Origin of the sequence: Actinomadura parmotrematis, assembly GCF_019458805.1 — a bacterium.
GTDB classification, from domain to species: Bacteria; Actinomycetota; Actinomycetes; order Streptosporangiales; family Streptosporangiaceae; genus Spirillospora; species Spirillospora parmotrematis.
Window position 1 is genome coordinate 319,262 of sequence record NZ_JAIBOA010000002.1, and the last position, 16,017, is coordinate 335,278.

General features: G+C 74.7%; 13 protein-coding genes. 5 read left to right on the forward strand and 8 right to left on the reverse strand.

Translation table 11 applies throughout. The features are described 5' to 3' along the window. The first annotated feature begins 16 nt into the window (after window positions 1-16). The 4 genes from K1Y72_RS04320 to K1Y72_RS04335 all read left to right on the forward strand — a co-directional run bounded on the left by K1Y72_RS04320 (window position 17) and on the right by K1Y72_RS04335 (window position 4,412). Window positions 17-1,006, forward strand: coding sequence for an MDR family NADP-dependent oxidoreductase (locus tag K1Y72_RS04320; RefSeq protein WP_220163395.1), 990 nt, complete (start codon window positions 17-19; stop codon window positions 1,004-1,006). Between the two features lie 4 nt (window positions 1,007-1,010). Further along, window positions 1,011-1,391: a MerR family transcriptional regulator gene (locus K1Y72_RS04325; RefSeq protein WP_308286893.1), complete on the forward strand. Its 381-nt coding sequence runs from the start codon at window positions 1,011-1,013 to the stop codon at window positions 1,389-1,391. A gap of 95 nt (window positions 1,392-1,486) precedes the next feature. Next, window positions 1,487-2,677 carry a phospholipase D-like domain-containing protein gene (locus tag K1Y72_RS04330; RefSeq protein WP_220163396.1) on the forward strand — a complete coding sequence of 397 codons (1,191 nt, stop codon included), beginning with the start codon at window positions 1,487-1,489 and terminating at the stop codon, window positions 2,675-2,677. A gap of 331 nt (window positions 2,678-3,008) precedes the next feature. After that, complete coding sequence (locus tag K1Y72_RS04335) at window positions 3,009-4,412, forward strand: sensor histidine kinase (protein ID WP_308286894.1); 1,404 nt, start codon at window positions 3,009-3,011, stop codon at window positions 4,410-4,412. Window positions 4,413-4,541: 129 nt separating this feature from the next. On the opposite strand, the gene K1Y72_RS04340 is transcribed toward K1Y72_RS04335, so the two are convergent. The 4 genes from K1Y72_RS04340 to K1Y72_RS04355 form a co-directional block, all read right to left on the reverse strand. Continuing rightward, a complete protein-coding gene (locus K1Y72_RS04340) occupies window positions 4,542-4,898 on the reverse strand; it encodes a tetratricopeptide repeat protein (RefSeq protein WP_220163397.1) in 357 nt (118 codons plus the stop codon). Between the two features lie 83 nt (window positions 4,899-4,981). Beyond that, window positions 4,982-5,191 carry a hypothetical protein gene (locus K1Y72_RS04345; RefSeq protein WP_220163399.1) on the reverse strand — a complete coding sequence of 70 codons (210 nt, stop codon included), beginning with the start codon at window positions 5,189-5,191 and terminating at the stop codon, window positions 4,982-4,984. Between the two features lie 12 nt (window positions 5,192-5,203). Then, on the reverse strand, window positions 5,204-7,111 hold the full coding sequence (gene nhaA, locus K1Y72_RS04350) for a Na+/H+ antiporter NhaA (RefSeq protein ID WP_220163402.1): 1,908 nt from the start codon (window positions 7,109-7,111) through the stop codon (window positions 5,204-5,206). A gap of 17 nt (window positions 7,112-7,128) precedes the next feature. Then, window positions 7,129-8,073, reverse strand: a complete 945-nt coding sequence (locus tag K1Y72_RS04355) for an NADP-dependent oxidoreductase (RefSeq protein WP_220163404.1) — start codon at window positions 8,071-8,073, stop codon at window positions 7,129-7,131. A gap of 122 nt (window positions 8,074-8,195) precedes the next feature. Here K1Y72_RS04355 and K1Y72_RS04360 point away from each other — a divergent pair, with 122 nt between their 5' ends. Then, a complete protein-coding gene (locus tag K1Y72_RS04360; protein ID WP_220163407.1) occupies window positions 8,196-8,480 on the forward strand; it encodes a hypothetical protein in 285 nt (94 codons plus the stop codon). Window positions 8,481-8,513: 33 nt separating this feature from the next. On the opposite strand, the gene K1Y72_RS04365 is transcribed toward K1Y72_RS04360, so the two are convergent. From K1Y72_RS04365 to mfd, 4 genes are read right to left on the reverse strand one after another with little or no spacing between them, the layout of a single operon-like run. Beyond that, window positions 8,514-10,739, reverse strand: coding sequence for a transglycosylase domain-containing protein (locus tag K1Y72_RS04365; protein ID WP_308286895.1), 2,226 nt, complete (start codon window positions 10,737-10,739; stop codon window positions 8,514-8,516). A 40-nt stretch (window positions 10,740-10,779) separates the two neighbouring features. Further along, window positions 10,780-11,769, reverse strand: a complete 990-nt coding sequence (locus tag K1Y72_RS04370; RefSeq protein WP_220163409.1) for a nucleoside triphosphate pyrophosphohydrolase — start codon at window positions 11,767-11,769, stop codon at window positions 10,780-10,782. A 1-nt stretch (window position 11,770) separates the two neighbouring features. Continuing rightward, on the reverse strand, window positions 11,771-12,451 hold the full coding sequence (locus K1Y72_RS04375) for a hypothetical protein (protein WP_220163411.1): 681 nt from the start codon (window positions 12,449-12,451) through the stop codon (window positions 11,771-11,773). A 46-nt stretch (window positions 12,452-12,497) separates the two neighbouring features. Next, window positions 12,498-15,998 (reverse strand): transcription-repair coupling factor, encoded by a 3,501-nt coding sequence (gene mfd / locus K1Y72_RS04380; RefSeq protein ID WP_220163414.1) that lies wholly within the window; start codon window positions 15,996-15,998, stop codon window positions 12,498-12,500. Window positions 15,999-16,017 lie beyond the last annotated feature (19 nt).

Genomic DNA, 16,017 nt, shown 5'->3' on the forward strand with positions numbered 1-16,017 from the left:
GACGAAGGAGGACGACGTGCCGGGACCGTCCACGACGCACGAGATCAGGCTGGCCGCGCTGCCCACCGGGCTGCCGGGGGCGGAGCACTTCACCGTCGCCGAGGCGGCGGCGCCCGCCCCGCCGCCCGGCGGCCTGCTGGTCCGCAACCGCTGGTTCCAGGTGTTCCCGGCGATCCGGTCGCTGCTCGGCGACGGCGTCCCGGGCGCGCCGCTGCCCCCGCTCCGCCCCGGCGACCCGCTGCCCGGCGCGGCGGTCGGCGAGGTCGTGGAAGCACCGGACGGCGCGGGCGCGCGGCCCGGCGACCTCGTCCTGCACTGGCTCGGCTGGCGCGAGCACGCGGCCGTGCCCGCCGGGGCCTGGATCCCGCTCGGCGACGAGCTGCCCGACCCCGCCGCCCACCTGTCCTCCGGCCTCACCGCCTACGCCGCGCTGACCCGCACCGCGCCCGTCCGGCCCGGCGAGACCGTGCTCGTCACCGGCGGCGCGGGCGCCGTCGGGTCGATGGCCGGGCGGATCGCCCGGCTGCTCGGCGCCGGCCGCGTCCTCGGCACCACCCGCAGCGCCTGGAAGGCCGCCCGGATGACCGGCGAGCTCGGCTACGACGCCGCCCTCCTGCCCGGCGAGCCCCTGGACGGCGGCGTGGACGTCGTCCTCGACACCGTCGGCGGCGCGCAGCTCCGCGCGGCCGTGGACGCGGCCCGCCCCGGCGCCCGCGTCGCCCTGGTCGGCACCCTCGCGGGGCAGCTCGCGCCCGGCCTGCCCGGCACCACCGGCCCCGTCGAGCTGGACGCCCACCAGCTCGTCCTGAAGGAGATCACCCTGCGCGGCGTCACCGGCTCCGCGCAGGAGGCCCGCGCCGAGTGGCTCGGCCGCTTCGGGGCCTGGCTGCGGTCCGGCGACATCGCCTTCCCGCACACCCGCGTCCGGGGCCTGGACGCCGCCCCGCGCGCGTTGCAGGATCTGATCGGCGGGCGGCACGTCGGGGCCGTCCTCGCCGAGGTCTGAGCACGTGACGGGGGTGGCCATGCGGATCGGCGACGCGGCGGCCGCGGCGGGCACCACCCCGCGCGCGCTGCGCTTCTACGAGCAGCGCGGCCTGCTCGACCCGCCGCGCACCGCCGCCGGGCAGCGCGAGTACGGGCCGGACGACGTCGCGCGGGTGCGGGTCGTCCGCGACCTGCTGTCGCTCGGCCTCACCGTCGAGGACGTGCGGGCCGTCGCCGACCGCCTGCACCTGCTCGGCGTCCCCGGCTGCGAGAGCGGCGACGAGGGCGGTGCGGGCCACGGCGCGGGCGGCGTCGCGGCCCGCCGCCTCGCCGCGCTGGACGCCGAGATCGGCCGCCTCACCCGCCTGCGGGACGCCCTCGCCGCCCGCCTCGCCGAGGGCTGACGGCCCGCCCTCCTACTACACGTGTGGCATGAAGGGCCGGGGGCGGGGTACGGCGCAGGCGGACACCCCCCGCCAAAAGCGACGAAGAGAGCACCGTGTCTCGCACCGCCCCCACCCTCCCCCAGGCCACCGAACAGGACGCGCAGCGCATCCGCCGCCGGCTGGAACGGCTCATCGGGATCGCCACGACCGAGGGCAACGCGCTGGAGCCGCTGCGCAACGGCGACGAGATCTTCCCCGAGATGCTGGCGGCCGTCCGCGGCGCGGAGCGCACCATCGACATGATGACCTACGTCTACTGGCGCGGCGCCATCGCGCGCGAGTTCGCCGAGGCGCTCGCCGAGCGGGCCCGCGCCGGGCTCCGCGTCCGGCTGCTGCTGGACGGTTTCGGCAGCCGCCCGATCGAGCGCGGCCTGCTCGACGCGATGAGCCGGGCCGGCGTCACCGTCGCCTGGTTCCGGCGGCCCGCCCACCTGTCGCCGTTCAAGCAGAACCACCGCTGCCACCGCAAGGTGCTGGTCGTGGACGAGCGCGTCGCGTTCACCGGCGGCGTCGGCATCGCCGAGGAGTGGTGCGGCGACGCCCGGAACGCCGGCGAGTGGCGCGACACCCACTTCCGGGTGCGCGGGCCCGCCGTGGACGGCATCGCGGCGGGGTTCGCGCAGGGCTGGGCCGAGTGCCACGACGAGCTGTTCGACGACCGCGATCTGTTCACCCCGCAGGACCGCTCCGGCGACGCGGTCGTGCAGGTCGTCCGCGGGTCGGCCAGCATCGGCTGGCAGGACCTGCAGACGCTCGTGCGGGTGGTGTGCGAGTCGGCGCGCGAGCGGATCCGCCTCGCCACCGCCTACTTCGCGCCCGACGCCTACTTCGCCGACCTGCTGGTGAGCACCGCCCGGCGGGGCGTCGACGTGGAGATCCTGCTGCCGGGCCCGCACGCCGACAAGCGGGTGTCGCTGCTCGCCGGGCAGCAGCACTACGACCGGCTGCTGGAGGCGGGCGTCCGCGTCTGGCAGTTCGAGCCGTCGATGATGCACGCCAAGATCCTCACCATGGACGGCCTCGTGTCGCTGGTGGGGTCCAGCAACTTCAACCGGCGGTCCATGGACCACGACGAGGAGATCACCCTCGCCGTCATCGACCCCGGCCTCACCGGGACGCTGGACCGGCACTTCGACGAGGACCTGGAGCGCAGCACCCGCATCGCGCCCGGCCGCTGGCGGCGCCGCGGGCTGCGGCACCGGGCCGGCGAGCTCGCCGTGACGCCGATCCGCCGCTTCCTCTGACCGGTCGCCCGGCTCTGACCGGCGGCCCGGCTCCGACCGGCCGGCCCGGCCCGCGCACGGATTGGGTCACCGCGCGGGCTGGGCCACCGGCCCGGACGCATGTGGGACGTCCGGGCGCCCCCCGATCCTGGCACGGCGGGTCCGCCGCGCGGCGCCCGTCGCCGCGGATGTCGCGGAGCGAGGTCATCACCATCTGAAATACCGGCGCCGCGCCGTGCTTGCGCCGCCGCCCGCGGGCGGCTGGGCAGACTTTACCCTCCCGATCGGATGGCGTTTGCCCTGTTCAGGACATGATCGATGCAGTCCTGTCCGCTCAGCCAAGGCGGTCGCGGTGCCCCGGTCCAGCGCCCCCGGGCGGCTCGTCCCGAGGGTCGAGCCGCGCGGCATCCGTGCCCGGGTGACGCTGACGAGCGCCGTCGTCACCGCCCTCGTCAGCGCCGTCCTGTACGTCGTCACGCTCGTGCTGGTCCGCGAGTACGCGATGCGGCGGCTCGACGCGGAGCTGTCCAAGGAGGGGCGGCGGCTCGTCGCGCGCCTCTCCGAGGCCGGCGGCATCAGCAACCCGCTGCTGCCGACCGGCGGCGGCGAGCTGCTCCAGGTCGTGGACGGGTCGGGCCGCATCGCCGGGGCGAGCGCCCGCATGCAGGGCTACCCGAAGGTGGACTTCCCGGCGACCGAGAACGACGACACCCGCCGCGCGGGGGTGAGCTGCCGGATCCGCGCGCCCGGCGGGCCCTGCTTCTACGTCGTGGAGTACCAGCCGGCGGCGCCCGCGGGCGGCTGGACGGTCTACGCGCTCGCCTCGAAGCCGGGCCTGTTCCCCGATCCGTGGCTCGCGGCCGGGCTGGCGCTCTGCGTCCCGCTCCTCGCGGGCCTCGCCGGGTACGGGACGTGGCGGTCGGCGGGCCGCACGCTGCGACCGGTCGAGCGGATCCGGGCCGAGCTGGACGAGATCACCACGTCCGACCTCGGGCGGCGCGTCCCGGTGCCCGCCCACCGCGACGAGATCGCGGCGCTCGCCGCGAGCGTCAACGCCACCCTGGACCGGCTGGAGGCGGCCGTCGCGCGCCTCCAGGCGTTCGTGTCGGACGTGTCGCACGAGCTGCGCAGCCCGGTGACCGCGCTCCGCACGGAGCTGGAGCTGGCCCTCGCCGACCCCTCCGACGAGGCGGCGCTCCGGCACGCGCTGGAGGCGACCCTGGTCAACACCGACCGGCTGCAGGCCGTCCTGGAGGACCTGCTGGCGCTCGCCCGGCTGGACGCCCAGCGCCGCCTGGAGTTCGAGCCCGTCGAGCTCGGCGGCCTGGTCGACGAGGTGGTGCTGCGCCGGCCGCGCCGCAGCCGGGTGCGGATCGACGCCGACGAGGCGGTCATCGTGAACGGCGGCCGCGACGAGCTCGGCCGGCTGCTCGCCAACCTGGTCGACAACGCCGACCGGCACGCGGACACCGAGGTGGCGATCGCGGTCGCCGCCGAGGACGGCGCGGCGGTCGTCCAGGTCGTCGACGACGGGGGCGGCATCGCGCCCGCCGACCGCGAGAAGGTGTTCGAGCGGTTCACCCGGCTCGCCGAGGGGCGGCACCGCGACGCCGGCGGGACCGGCCTCGGCCTCGCCATCGCCCGCGACATCGCCGCCGCGCACGACGGCACGCTGGACATCACCGACCGCCCCGACGGCGGCCGCGGCGCCCGCTTCGTCCTCCGCCTCCCGCTCGCCGCCGACGACCCGCCCTGACCGCACAGAGCATGACCACCCGGTCACCATCCGTTGACTTGCGGCGTGTTGGGCACTTTGAAGATCGAAAATGCCCAACACGCCGCATCTCGACGAGTGGTGACCGGGTGGTCACGGGGGTGGGGCGCCTCAGGCGAGGTCGGCGGCGGTGACGGAGACCTCGATCTCCGGCGACGGCGCCGCGCCCATCGCGGCGGCCATCCGGCGGAACGGCACCGCCTCGCCGCCGCGGCTCTGCCGCTCCAGCGTGCGGGCGAGGGCCTCGTGGGCCCAGCCGTTGCACGGGTCGAGCTCGATCAGCGCACGGAAGGCCCCCTCGGCGCGCGACAGCTGCGCGCTGTGGAAGTAGGCGCGGGCGAGGAGCTCCACGGCCGACCGGTTCGCGGGCTCGGCGGCCACGATCGGGTCCAGCAGCCGGGCCGCGCCGGCGTAGTCGCGGGCCTCGAAGAACAGCGCGGCGCGCTCGAAGTCCTCGTAGGTGGCCATGGTCCCCCTCCCGGGAATGGGTTGCGTCACGAGACTGTAAGCGTCACCGGGCCGTTTCCATTCCCCCGCGCCCCCTCGCGGCGCTACTCCCCGGTGAGGGACGCCCGCTCGCGCTCCAGGTCGGCGATCTGCGTGGTGAGCTCCTCGCGCTCCTGGAGGTTCTGCCCGGCGTCCCCGAAGTCCTGCGGCTCGTCGGTCGGCCCGGGCACCTGGCGGCGCAGGTACTCCAGCGTCTCGTCGATCTCGGCGATGCGGGCCTCGTTGCCGTTGGCGCCGTCGTTGGCGTCGCTCATCTGTCCTCCTGATCAGGGTGCGCGGCCGTCGGTCGCGCACCGGTCGTCGGCGGTGGCGGCCCCGTCCAGCGCCGCCTGGACGGCGGCGCTCAGCGAGGCCAGGTCGTTGCGGCCCTCGTAGAGCCGCCCGTTCACGAAGAACGTCGGGGTCCCGTGTACCCCGGAGCGCTCGCCGGACGCGCGATCGGCGTCGATCCGCCGCCGGTTCTCGGTGATGTGCCGCCACGGGTCGTCGATGCCGAGGTCGCGGGCGTAGCGGACGAGGTCGCCGTCGGTGAGGGCGAGCTGGTTGTGGAACAGGGTGTCGTGCATCTCCCAGAACCGGCCGTGCTGCGCGGCCTCCTCGGCGACGATGGCGGCGGCGATGGCGCGCGGGTGCACCTCGTGCAGCGGGAAGTGCCTCCAGACGAGGCGGATGCGGTCGCCGTACCGGTCGCAGAGGGCTTTCAGCGTCCGGTACGCCTCGCCGCAGTAGGGGCACTCGTAGTCGCCGTACTCGACGAGGGTGACGGGCGCGGCGGCCGGGCCGTGGGCGTGGTCGTCGGCGGTGACGGGCGGGATCGGCTCGGGGACGAACCCCTCCTCGTCGGCGGGCATGGCGCCCGGCGGCGCGCAGACCTCGCCGCGGTTCCAGGCCAGCCGGAAGATCAGCCAGCCGGCCGCGGCGGCCAGCAGCGACCCCGCCAGGATGCCGATCTTGGCCTGGGCCTGCAGGTCGGGGGCGTCGCCGAAGGCCAGCTCGGTGATGAACAGCGCGACGGTGAAGCCGATGCCCGACACCGCCGCGCCGCCGAGCACCTGGCCCCACACGAGGCTGCCGGGCAGCACGCCCCAGTTCAGCCGGAGCGGCAGCCAGGTGCCGAGGGCGACGCCGAGGAACTTGCCGAGCGGCAGCGCGAGCACGATGCCCCAGGTGATCGGGGACGTCGCCGCCATCCGCAGGGTGGGACCGTCCAGCCGGACGCCCGCGTTGGCCAGCGCGAAGATCGGGACGATGACGTCGCTGGTCCACGGGTGCAGCCGGAGCTGCAACCGCTCGTTGACCGACACGGTGTCGCGGACCGAGCGGGTGGTCCGCTCGGCGAGCTCGGGGCTCGGGTCGCGCTGCAGCCGCCGCACCAGCTCGCCGGCCTCCAGGAACCGCTGGTCGCTCGGCGCGTACACGGTGACCAGGGCGCCGAGCAGGATGCCGGCGAGCGTCGGGTGCACGCCGCTCTCCAGCATCGCGCCCCACACGCCGAGGCCGAGCAGGACGTAGGCGGGCGTCCGCCAGAGCCGCAGCCAGCGGGACGCGACGATGAGGCCGATCAGCGCGAGCGCGATCAGCAGCGCGGTCAGCGAGAAGTCCTCGGTGTAGAAGACCGCGACGACCAGGATCGCGCCGATGTCGTCCACCACCGACAGCGTCAGCAGGAACGCGCGGAGCGGCTCGGGGCAGCGGGTGCCGAGGACGGCGAGCAGCCCGAGGACGAACGCGGTGTCGCTCGCCATCGGGATGCCCCAGCCGTTCACCCCGGCGCCGCCGTGGTTGACCAGCGCGTACAGCAGCGCCGGCACGAGCATGCCGCCGAGCGCGGCGAGCGCCGGGACCGCTACGAGCCGCCGGTCGCGCAGCTGCCCGACCTGCACCTCGCGGCTGATCTCCAGCCCGATGACGAAGAAGAAGAGCGCCATCAGGCCGTCGTTGACCAGGTGCTTGAGGTCCAGGCCGAGCGCGTGCGGGCCGAGCCGCACCGACAGCTCGGTGTCCCAGAACGTCGCGTAGGTGTCGCGCCAGGGCGAGTTCGCCCAGAGCAGCCCGGCGACGGTGGCGGCCAGCAGGATGCTGGTGCTGCCGCTCTCGGTGCTGAGGTAGGCGCGCAGCCCGGCGGGCGTCGCGCGCTCGACGAGGGTGCGTTCGGGTGCCGTGCCGTCGGCCATGGGGGCGGCGGCCGGGCTCAGACGCGGATGACGGTCTTGCCGCGGGCGCCGCCGGAGCGGCTGCGCGCGATCGCCTCGGGCGCCTCGTCCAAGGAGACCTCCTGCTGAACGTGGATCTTCAGCTTACCGGCGTCGATGAGGTCGGCGAGCTCGGCGAGCAGCGCGCCGCTCGTCTCGCTGTTGAGGTTGACGCCGCGGATCTGCTGGGCCGCCAGCTCGTCGGGGTTGGCGGTGAAGTTGGTGGTGACGTAGGCGCCGCCGGGGCGGAGCAGCCGCGCGGTCCGCTGGACGGCGGCGGCGTCGCCGGCGAAGTGCAGGACGGCGTCGATGCCGTCCTGGTGGACGGCAAGGACGGCGTCGTTGAGGTCGCCGCTCGTGTAGTCGACGGTCTCGGCGGCGCCGAGGTCGCGCATCCGCCCGGCCATGGCGGGCTCGGCCGTCGCGATGACCTTGGCGCCCTGCAGCGCGGCGAGCTGCACCGCGGACTGGCCGACGCCGCCGGTCGCGCCGACGACGAGCACCGTCCGCCCCTCGTCGACCTGCGCGGCGCGCACCGCGTTCAGCGCCGCCATGGACGCCGTCGGCACCGCCGCGGCCTGCGTGTAGATCATGCCGTCGGGCATCTTGGCGATCGCGCCGTCGGCGGGGACGACGGTGTATTCGGCGTAGGTGCCGAGGCCCTTGGCGACGCCGAAGAACGCGCCGTAGACGGGCTCGCCGGCACGGAGGCGGGTGACGCCCTCGCCGGCCTCCTCGACGACGCCCGCGCCGTCGATGCCCATGACGAGCGGGAAGGGCGCGTCCACGCTGTCCTTCAGCATCCCGTCGGCGACCTTCCAGTCGAACGGGTTGAGGCCGGCGGCCACGATCTTGACCAGGACCTCGCCCGGCCCCGGGGCCGGCTTGTCCACCGTCATCAGCGACGGTGTGCCCCCGTACTCGGTGACGGCGATGGCGCGCATGCGGTTCCCCCCGGTTGCGTCGAGTGACAGGTGTGATGCGGTGTTCGTCCCCTGCGATGATCTACCCGGTTCGCCCCTGCTCACACGGGGAAGGTGCGGAGCACGGAAAGGGAGGGACGATCATGAGTGAGCCGCGTTTCGAGGAGGAGCGCCCGGTCGACGACGAGGGCCGGTACGAGGACGACCTCGGCGACGACGAGCAGGAGTCGGAGATCGAGGCGACCGAGCGCTACATCGAGGACCCGCCCGACGACCTGGTCATCGAGGAGTCCGCGGACGGCCCGATCGGCATCCGGGAGTACATGCGCGGCGAGACCCGCGAGGGCGAGGACGAGGACGCCCGCGACGACCTCCCGGCCGAGGAGGCCGCGCTGGAGGTGGAGGACCGCCAGACCCGCCGCTGGTGACCGGTGCGCCGCCGGGCCGGGGGCGTCCCCCGGTCAGGCGGCGCGCTTGCGGGGCTTCGGGTCGGCCGCGGCGGGCGGGTCGCCACGCTTCTTCTTCCCGTCGCCCGGTTTCTTGGCCGGCGTCTTCCTCTTCGGCCGCTTCGGCGCCTCCTCGCCCGACCCGAGGCTGAAGTAGAAGCCGGGCGGGCGGTGGAAGTCGCCGGCGGGGCGGCCGCGCAGGGCGCCCTCCATGGTGTCCTGCCAGATGGGGGCGGGGATGGTGGCGCCGAACACCTCGCCGTAGCACTCGCCGTCCATGCAGAGGTCGGTCATCGGGTAGCGGTAGCCGCCGCGCGGGTCGCCGACCCACACCGCCGACGCGAGGTCGGGGGTGTAGCCGGCGAACCAGGCGGCGGAGAAGTTGTCGACGGTGCCGGTCTTGCCGGCGGCGGGCCGGCCGATGCCCATGCCGGCCGCGGTGCCCTTGGTGAGGACGCCCTGCAGCACGTGGTTGACGGCGTCGGCGACGCCCTTGTCCAGCACCTGCTTGCAGCGCGCCGACGGCACCTTGCGGCCCTTGCCGTCCGGCCCGGTGATCGAGGTGATGGCGACGGGCCGGCAGTACCTGCCGCGGGCGCCGAAGGCGGCGTAGGCGGCGGCGAGGCGGAGCGGCGACACCGAGTTGAACCCCAGCGTGAAGGAGGGGTACTGCTCCAGCGGCTTGCCGTTCGCCTGCCGCATCCCGAGCCGCTCGGCCATCTTCACCGTGTCGCAGAGCCCGACCTCGTGCTCCAGCTCCAGGAAGAAGGTGTTCACCGAGTGGTGGGTGCCGGTGACCAGGGTGAACGACCGGCCGCCCTCGCCGTCCGCGGAGTTGCCGAGCGAGGCGTCCGGGTCGCCGACGCGGCGTCCCTTGCAGTCGCGGAACCCCGTCGGGGTGTAGGAGCCGGGCGCCGTGATCCGGGTGCCGAACGGCATGTCCTGCTCCAGCGCGGCGGCGAGCGTGAACACCTTGAACGTCGAGCCGGACTGCATGCCGATGCTGGCGCCGTGGTCGGCGTCGGCGGCGAAGTTGATCCAGGTCTTGCCGCGCTCCTTGTTCGGGCCGAGCGCCCGGTCGACCGCCATCCCCTTGATCCGGCCGGTGCCGGGCTCGACGAGCGCCTCGGCGGCGGCCTTGCGCGCGGAGTTGCGGCGCGGGACGTGCCGGTCGACGGCCTTCTGCGCGGCCCGCTGGGTCTGCGTGTCCAGGGTGGTGCGGATGGTGAGGCCGCCGGTCTTCAGCAGCTTCTCGCGCTTGGCGGCGGTGGACCCGAACACCGGGTTGGTGAGGATCTCGCGCTGCACGTAGTCGCAGAAGAACGGCGCCTTGCTCGTCACGCAGCCGCTGCGGAACGTCTTCGGGTGCAGCTCCAGCGGCCCGGCGGCGGTCTCGGCCGCGGTCTCCGGCGAGATGAGGCGGAGCTGCGCCATCCGGGCGAGGACGGTGTCGCGCCGCTGCCGGGCGACGTCGGGGTGCTCGATCGGGTCGTAGGCGTAGGGGTAGCGGATGACGCCGGCGAGCAGCGCCGCCTGGTTCAGGTCCAGGCGCGCCGCCGGGATGCCGAAGTAGCGCTGCGCGGCGGCCTCGACGCCGTAGGCGCCCGCGCCGTAGTAGGCGATGTTGAGGTAGCGGCGCAGGATCTCGTCCTTGGAGTACCTCTTCTCCATCGCGACGGCGTACTTCAGCTCGCGCAGCTTGCGGGCGGGCGTGAGGGCCTGCGCCTCGGCCTTGCCCGCCGGGGTGTCGGCCTGCGAGATCAGCAGGTTCTTGACGTACTGCTGGGTGATGCCCGAGCCGCCCTGCTGCACCTCGCCGGACCCGACGTTGGTGACGAGCGCGCGGACGGTGCCCTTGGAGTCGAGGGCGCCGTGCTCGTAGAAGCGGCTGTCCTCGATGGCGACGACCGCCTGCCGCATGACGGGCGCGATCCGCGCGAACGGGACGTCGACCCGGTTCTCGCTGTAGAACGTCGCGATGAGGCTGCCGTCGGCGGCCAGGATGCGGGACCGCTGCGCGACGCCGGCGGTGTCGAGGTCGCTCGGCTGCTCGTCGAACCAGGTGGCGGCGTCGCGGGCGCCGACGCCCGCGGTCCCGGCGAACGGCACCACCATGAGGGCGAGCAGCAGCCCGGCGAGGGCGCCGAGGGCGCACAGGTCGCGGACGCGGCGCACGGCGAGCCGCCGGCGCCGGCCAGGGGTGGCCGCGCCACCGGGGACGGGGGAGGATCCGGGCGGCACGGAGCCAGCGTAAACGGCGCCCCCGCCCCCGGCCACCCCATCACCGATCTTGGCGTGACCCGTTCCCCGCGCCGCGCTCCCAGGCGCCGACCCGGTCGCGGAAGGCCCGCGCGACGGCCCGCAGCTCCGCCTCGGGATCGGCGCCCGCCGCCTGCGCCTCCCTGACCAGCGCGAACAGCCGCTCACCGTACGCGTGGGCGGCGGGGCCGGCCGCCTCGGCGAGGTCGCCGGGGACGTCGAGGCGGGCGGCGCGGCGCTGGAGCTGCGCGGCGAGCGGCAGCGCGGGCTGCCCCATGGGGACGCCGTCGAACACCGACGCCCCGGCGCCGCTCTTGGCGGTCCGCTCGGCGGCCTTGATCTGCTCCCAGTTGGCGTTGACCTCGCCGGCGTCGGCCACCTCGACCCCGGCGAACACGTGCGGGTGGCGGCGGACCAGCTTGTCGACGATGCCGGCGGCGACGTCGTCGACGGTGAAGGCGGTGTCGTCGTCGCGCTCGGCGGCGACGACGGAGTGGAAGGCGACCTGCATCAGCACGTCGCCGAGCTCCTCGCGGAGGGCGGCCATGTCGCCGTCCTCGACGGCGTCGGCGACCTCGTAGGACTCCTCCAGCAGGTAGCGGACGAGCGAGGCGTGCGTCTGCTCGGCGTCCCAGGGGCACTCGCGGCGCAGCGTGTCCATGACCGAGACCAGGTCCAGCAGGCGGGCGCCGGGCAGGTCGTAGGAGGCGTGCAGCAGCTCCACCTCGACCGGGTCGTCCACGATGAGCCGGCCGACCTCGCGCAGGAACGCCTCGTCGCCGTCCGGGGACAGGATCCACAGCGCGCCGTGCCCGCGGGCGAGCGCGACGAGCGCGGCCGGGTCGGGGTCGGTGACCTGCTCCGCGCGCACCCCGGCGGGCTCCAGGTACGGCAGCAGCGGATGGTCGACGCGCGACAGCACCCGGGGCGCCGAGCGGAGCGCGTCCCAGCCCTGCCAGGACAGCAGGCCGGGCGCGACGCGGTGGGTGGTGGCGAGCAGGGTCAGGGACATGTCAGCGGACACCCGATTCGGTTGCGGACAGCATGGACGGCACGGAGTCGATCTTGAGCTGGGCGGGGTCGTAGCGGCCGTAGCGCGGGTTCACCTCGATCTTCATCCCGGCCGCGGTGCGCGCGAACAGCGCCTCGGTGGTCTGCGCGGCCCGCTGGAACCCGGCGCTGCCGGGCTGCGCGCCGCGGGCCAGGCCGCCGAGGACGGCGGTCTGCACGGTGTAGAACCGGGCGAGGTCGCGGGTGTAGGACGTGGGCAGGCCCTTGGCGAGGGTGTAGGCGCGGGCGCCCTGCTGGGCGTCCATCTGCGCGACGATGCGGTCCACGTCGGTGGCGGTGACGTCGAGGTGGACGCGGCGGGCGACCTCGTCGGCGACCCGGATCGCGATCATCCCCGACAGGGCGCCGCTCAGGTCGTCCCCCGACGCCTGGAGCGCCGCGGCCTGGCCGGCGCCGCCGGACTCGGGGTCGGCGCGCAGCGCGTTGGCGGCGCCGTCCTCCTTGAACTCGCGGCGCCAGTCGGTGACGGCGGCGTCCAGCGCGCGCACCGTGATGCGGTCGTCGCCGACCAGGGCCGCGCTGCCGGCCTTCACCGGGCCGCCGGAGCAGCCGGTGAGCGCGCCCGCCGCCAGGACGGCGGCGAGCACGGCCGGGACGGTGCGCGTGGGCAGGATGGCAGGCATGGCGGTCCCCCGGAGCGAGTCGAAGATCATTGGACGGGTCGCCAGCCTAGGCCCGCGCGGGTTCCAGGAACAGGGCCTCCACCAGGTCCGTAGCCCACTTGAGCAGGTCTTGGTCTCGCAGCGGGCGGCCGCCGATCGCGGCGGTCTTCGGCGCGGGCACGAGCAGCGTCCCGGTGGAGGGCTTCAGCACGCTCTTGGGGTAGAGCCGCTGGAGCCGCACCTGCCGCGACTCCGGCAGGTCCACCGGGGCGAACTTGACGAAGGCGCCCTGGAGCGCGACGTCGCTGAGCCCGGCGCGGCGGGCCTTGGCCCGGAACCGCGCCACCTCCAGCAGGTTCAGCACCGGGACGGGCAGCGGGCCGAAGCGGTCCGCGAGCTCCTCGCGCACGGCGGCGATCTCCTCGTCGGAGGTGATCGCGGCGATGCGGCGGTAGGCGTCCAGGCGGAGCCGCTCGCCCGGCACGTACTCGTGCGGCAGGTGCGCGTCGACCGGCAGCTCGACCTTGGTGTCGGGCGTCTCGGCCTCGCCGCCGCCCCCCTCCTTGAGGTCGCGGACGGCCTCGCCGACCATCCGCACGTACAGGTCGAAGCCGACGCCGGCGACGTGCCCGGACTGCTCGGCGCCGAGGATGTTGCCGGCGCCGCGGATCTCCAGGTCCTTCATCGCCACGTACATGCCGGCGCCGATCTCGGTGTGCTGGGCGAGGGTGGCGAGGCGCTCGTGCGCGGTCTCGGTGAGGGGCTGCTCGGGCGGGTACAGGAAGTAGGAGTAGGCCCGCTCGCGGCCGCGCCCGACGCGGCCGCGGAGCTGGTGCAGCTGCGACAGGCCGTACATGTCGGCGCGGTCCACGATGAGGGTGTTGGCGTTCGGGACGTCCAGGCCCGACTCCACGATCGTGGTCGCGACGAGCACGTCGTAGCTCTTCTCCCAGAAGTCGACCATGACCTTCTCGAGCTGCTGCTCGTTCATCTGGCCGTGCGCGACGGCGATGCGGGCCTCGGGAACGAGCCGGCCGAGGTTCGCGGCGACCCGGTCGATCGAGCGGACCCGGTTGTGCACGAAGAACACCTGGCCCTCGCGCAGCAGCTCGCGGCGGATCGCGGCGGCGATCTGCTTCTCCTCGTAGGGCCCGACGAAGGTGAGGACGGGGTGGCGCTCCTCGGGCGGGGTGAGGATGGTCGACATCTCGCGGATGCCGGTGAGGCCCATCTCCAGGGTGCGCGGGATCGGCGTCGCGGACATGGCGAGCACGTCGACCTGCGTGCGCAGCCGCTTCAGCTCCTCCTTGTGCTCGACGCCGAACCGCTGCTCCTCGTCGATGATGACCAGGCCGAGGTTCTTGAACCGCATCGCCGACGACAGGATGCGGTGGGTGCCGACGACGACGTCCACCGAGCCCTCCTGGAGCCCGCGCATCGTCTCGGTGATCTCGGCCTCGGTCTGGAACCGGCTGATCGGCTTCACCGTGACGGGGAACGCGCCGAACCGCTCGGTGAAGGTCGACAGGTGCTGCTGGACGAGCAGCGTCGTCGGCACCAGCACCGCGACCTGCATGCCGTCCTGGACGGCCTTGAACGCCGCGCGCACCGCGATCTCGGTCTTGCCGTAGCCGACGTCGCCGCAGATGAGCCGGTCCATCGGGACGCCGCGCTCCATGTCGCCCTTGACCTCGTCGATGGCGGCGAGCTGGTCGGGCGTCTCGGCGTAGGGGAAGGCGTCCTCCAGCTCGCGCTGCCAGGGGGTGTCGGGGCCGAACGCGTGGCCGGGGCTCGCCATCCGCGCCGAGTAGAGGCGGATGAGCTCGCCGGCGATCTGCCGGACGGCCTTGCGGGCCTTGGACTTGGCCTTGGCCCAGTCGGCGCCGCCGAGCCGGTGCAGGCTCGGCGCCTCGCCGCCGACGTAGCGGGTGAGCTCCTCCAGCTGGTCGGTCGGGACGAACAGCCGGTCGCCCTTGGCGTACTCCAGGATCAGGTACTCGCGGGTGGCGCCCTGCACCGTCCGGCTGACCATCTCCACGTACCGGCCGACGCCGTGCTGCTCGTGCACGACGTAGTCGCCGGCGTGGAGCTGGAGCGGGTCGACGCCGCCGCGCCGCCGGGACGGCATGCGGCGCATGTCCTTGGTGGAGGACTTCTGCCCGGACAGGTCGGTCTCGGTGAGGACGGCGAGCTTGATCGCGTCCCAGGTGAAGCCGTTCTCCAGCAGGCCGGTGGAGACGTTGACGAGCCCGGTGCGCGGCTCGCCGGCGAGGTCGGTGAGGGCCGCGCCGAGGCCCTCCTCCCCGACGAGCTGGACGAGGCGCTCGGCGGGGCCGTGCCCGGCGGTGACGAGGACGACGCGCCAGCCGGCGTCGATCCAGCCCTTGAGGTCGCCGACGACGCGGCCGGTGTCGCCCCGGTACGCCTCGGCCGGGTGCACGCCCAGGTCGACCGCGTCGCCCTCGCTGGTGAGAGCGGTGATCGTCCAGCGGGGCAGGCCCAGCTCGCGGTTGTGGAGCTGCACCTCCTCCAGGGAGCGGAAGGCGGCGGCGCCGAGGTCGATGGGGGCCTCTCCCCCGGCGGCGGCGTTGACCCAGCTGGCGTCCAGGAACTCCTGGCTGGTGCGGACCAGCTCGACCGAGCGGGTGCGGATGCGCTCGGGCTCGCAGACCAGCAGCGCCGAGCCCTCCGGGAGCAGGTCGGTGAGCAGCTCCATGCCGTCGGCGAGGACGGGCGAGAACGCCTCCATGCCCTCGACGGTGTCGCCGTCGGCGATGCGGCCGAGGATCTCCTCCAGCGCCGGGTGCTCCCGCGCGAGCAGCCGGGCGCGCTCGCGGACGGTCCCGGTCAGCGGCAGCTCGCGGCAGGGCGGCGCCCACAGGCCCTCGGGGGCGACCTCCAGGGACCGCTGGTCGGCGGCCTTGAAGTAGCGGACCTCCTCGACGGTGTCGCCCCAGAACTCCACCCGCAGCGGGTGCTCCTCGGTGGGCGGGAAGACGTCCAGGATGCCGCCGCGCACGGCGATCTCGCCGCGCTTCTCCACCAGGTCGACGCGGTGGTAGCCGGCGTCGACGAGGCGGCGGACGGCGTCGTCGAGGTCGGTCTCCTCGCCGCCCCGCAGCCGCACCGGCTCCAGGTCGGCGAGACCGGACACGATCGGCTGGAGGACGGCGCGGACCGGCGTCACCACGACGGCGAGGCGGCCCGCCGGGCCGGCGCCCTCGCCGGCGTCGGGGTGGACGAGGCGGCGCAGCACCGCGAGGCGCTGGCCGACGGTGTCCGAGCGCGGCGACAGCTTCTCGTGCGGCAGCGTCTCCCAGGCGGGGAAGTGCGCGACCCGGCCGGCGTCCATGAGGCTGGTGAGGGCGGCGGCGAGGTCCTCGGCCTCGCGGGCGGTGGCGGTGACGGCGAGGACGGCGCCGTCCCCGGTGGTGCGGGCGAGCGCGGCGGCGAGGACCGGCCACAGCGAGGGCGGGGCGACCACCTCGTGGTCGCCGCGGGCGTCCTTCAGGGCGCCCGCCAGTCCCGCGTCGGTACAGGCCAGATCCACAAGTCCGGAAAGCGTCATCTCGCCAGCTCCACCCGAT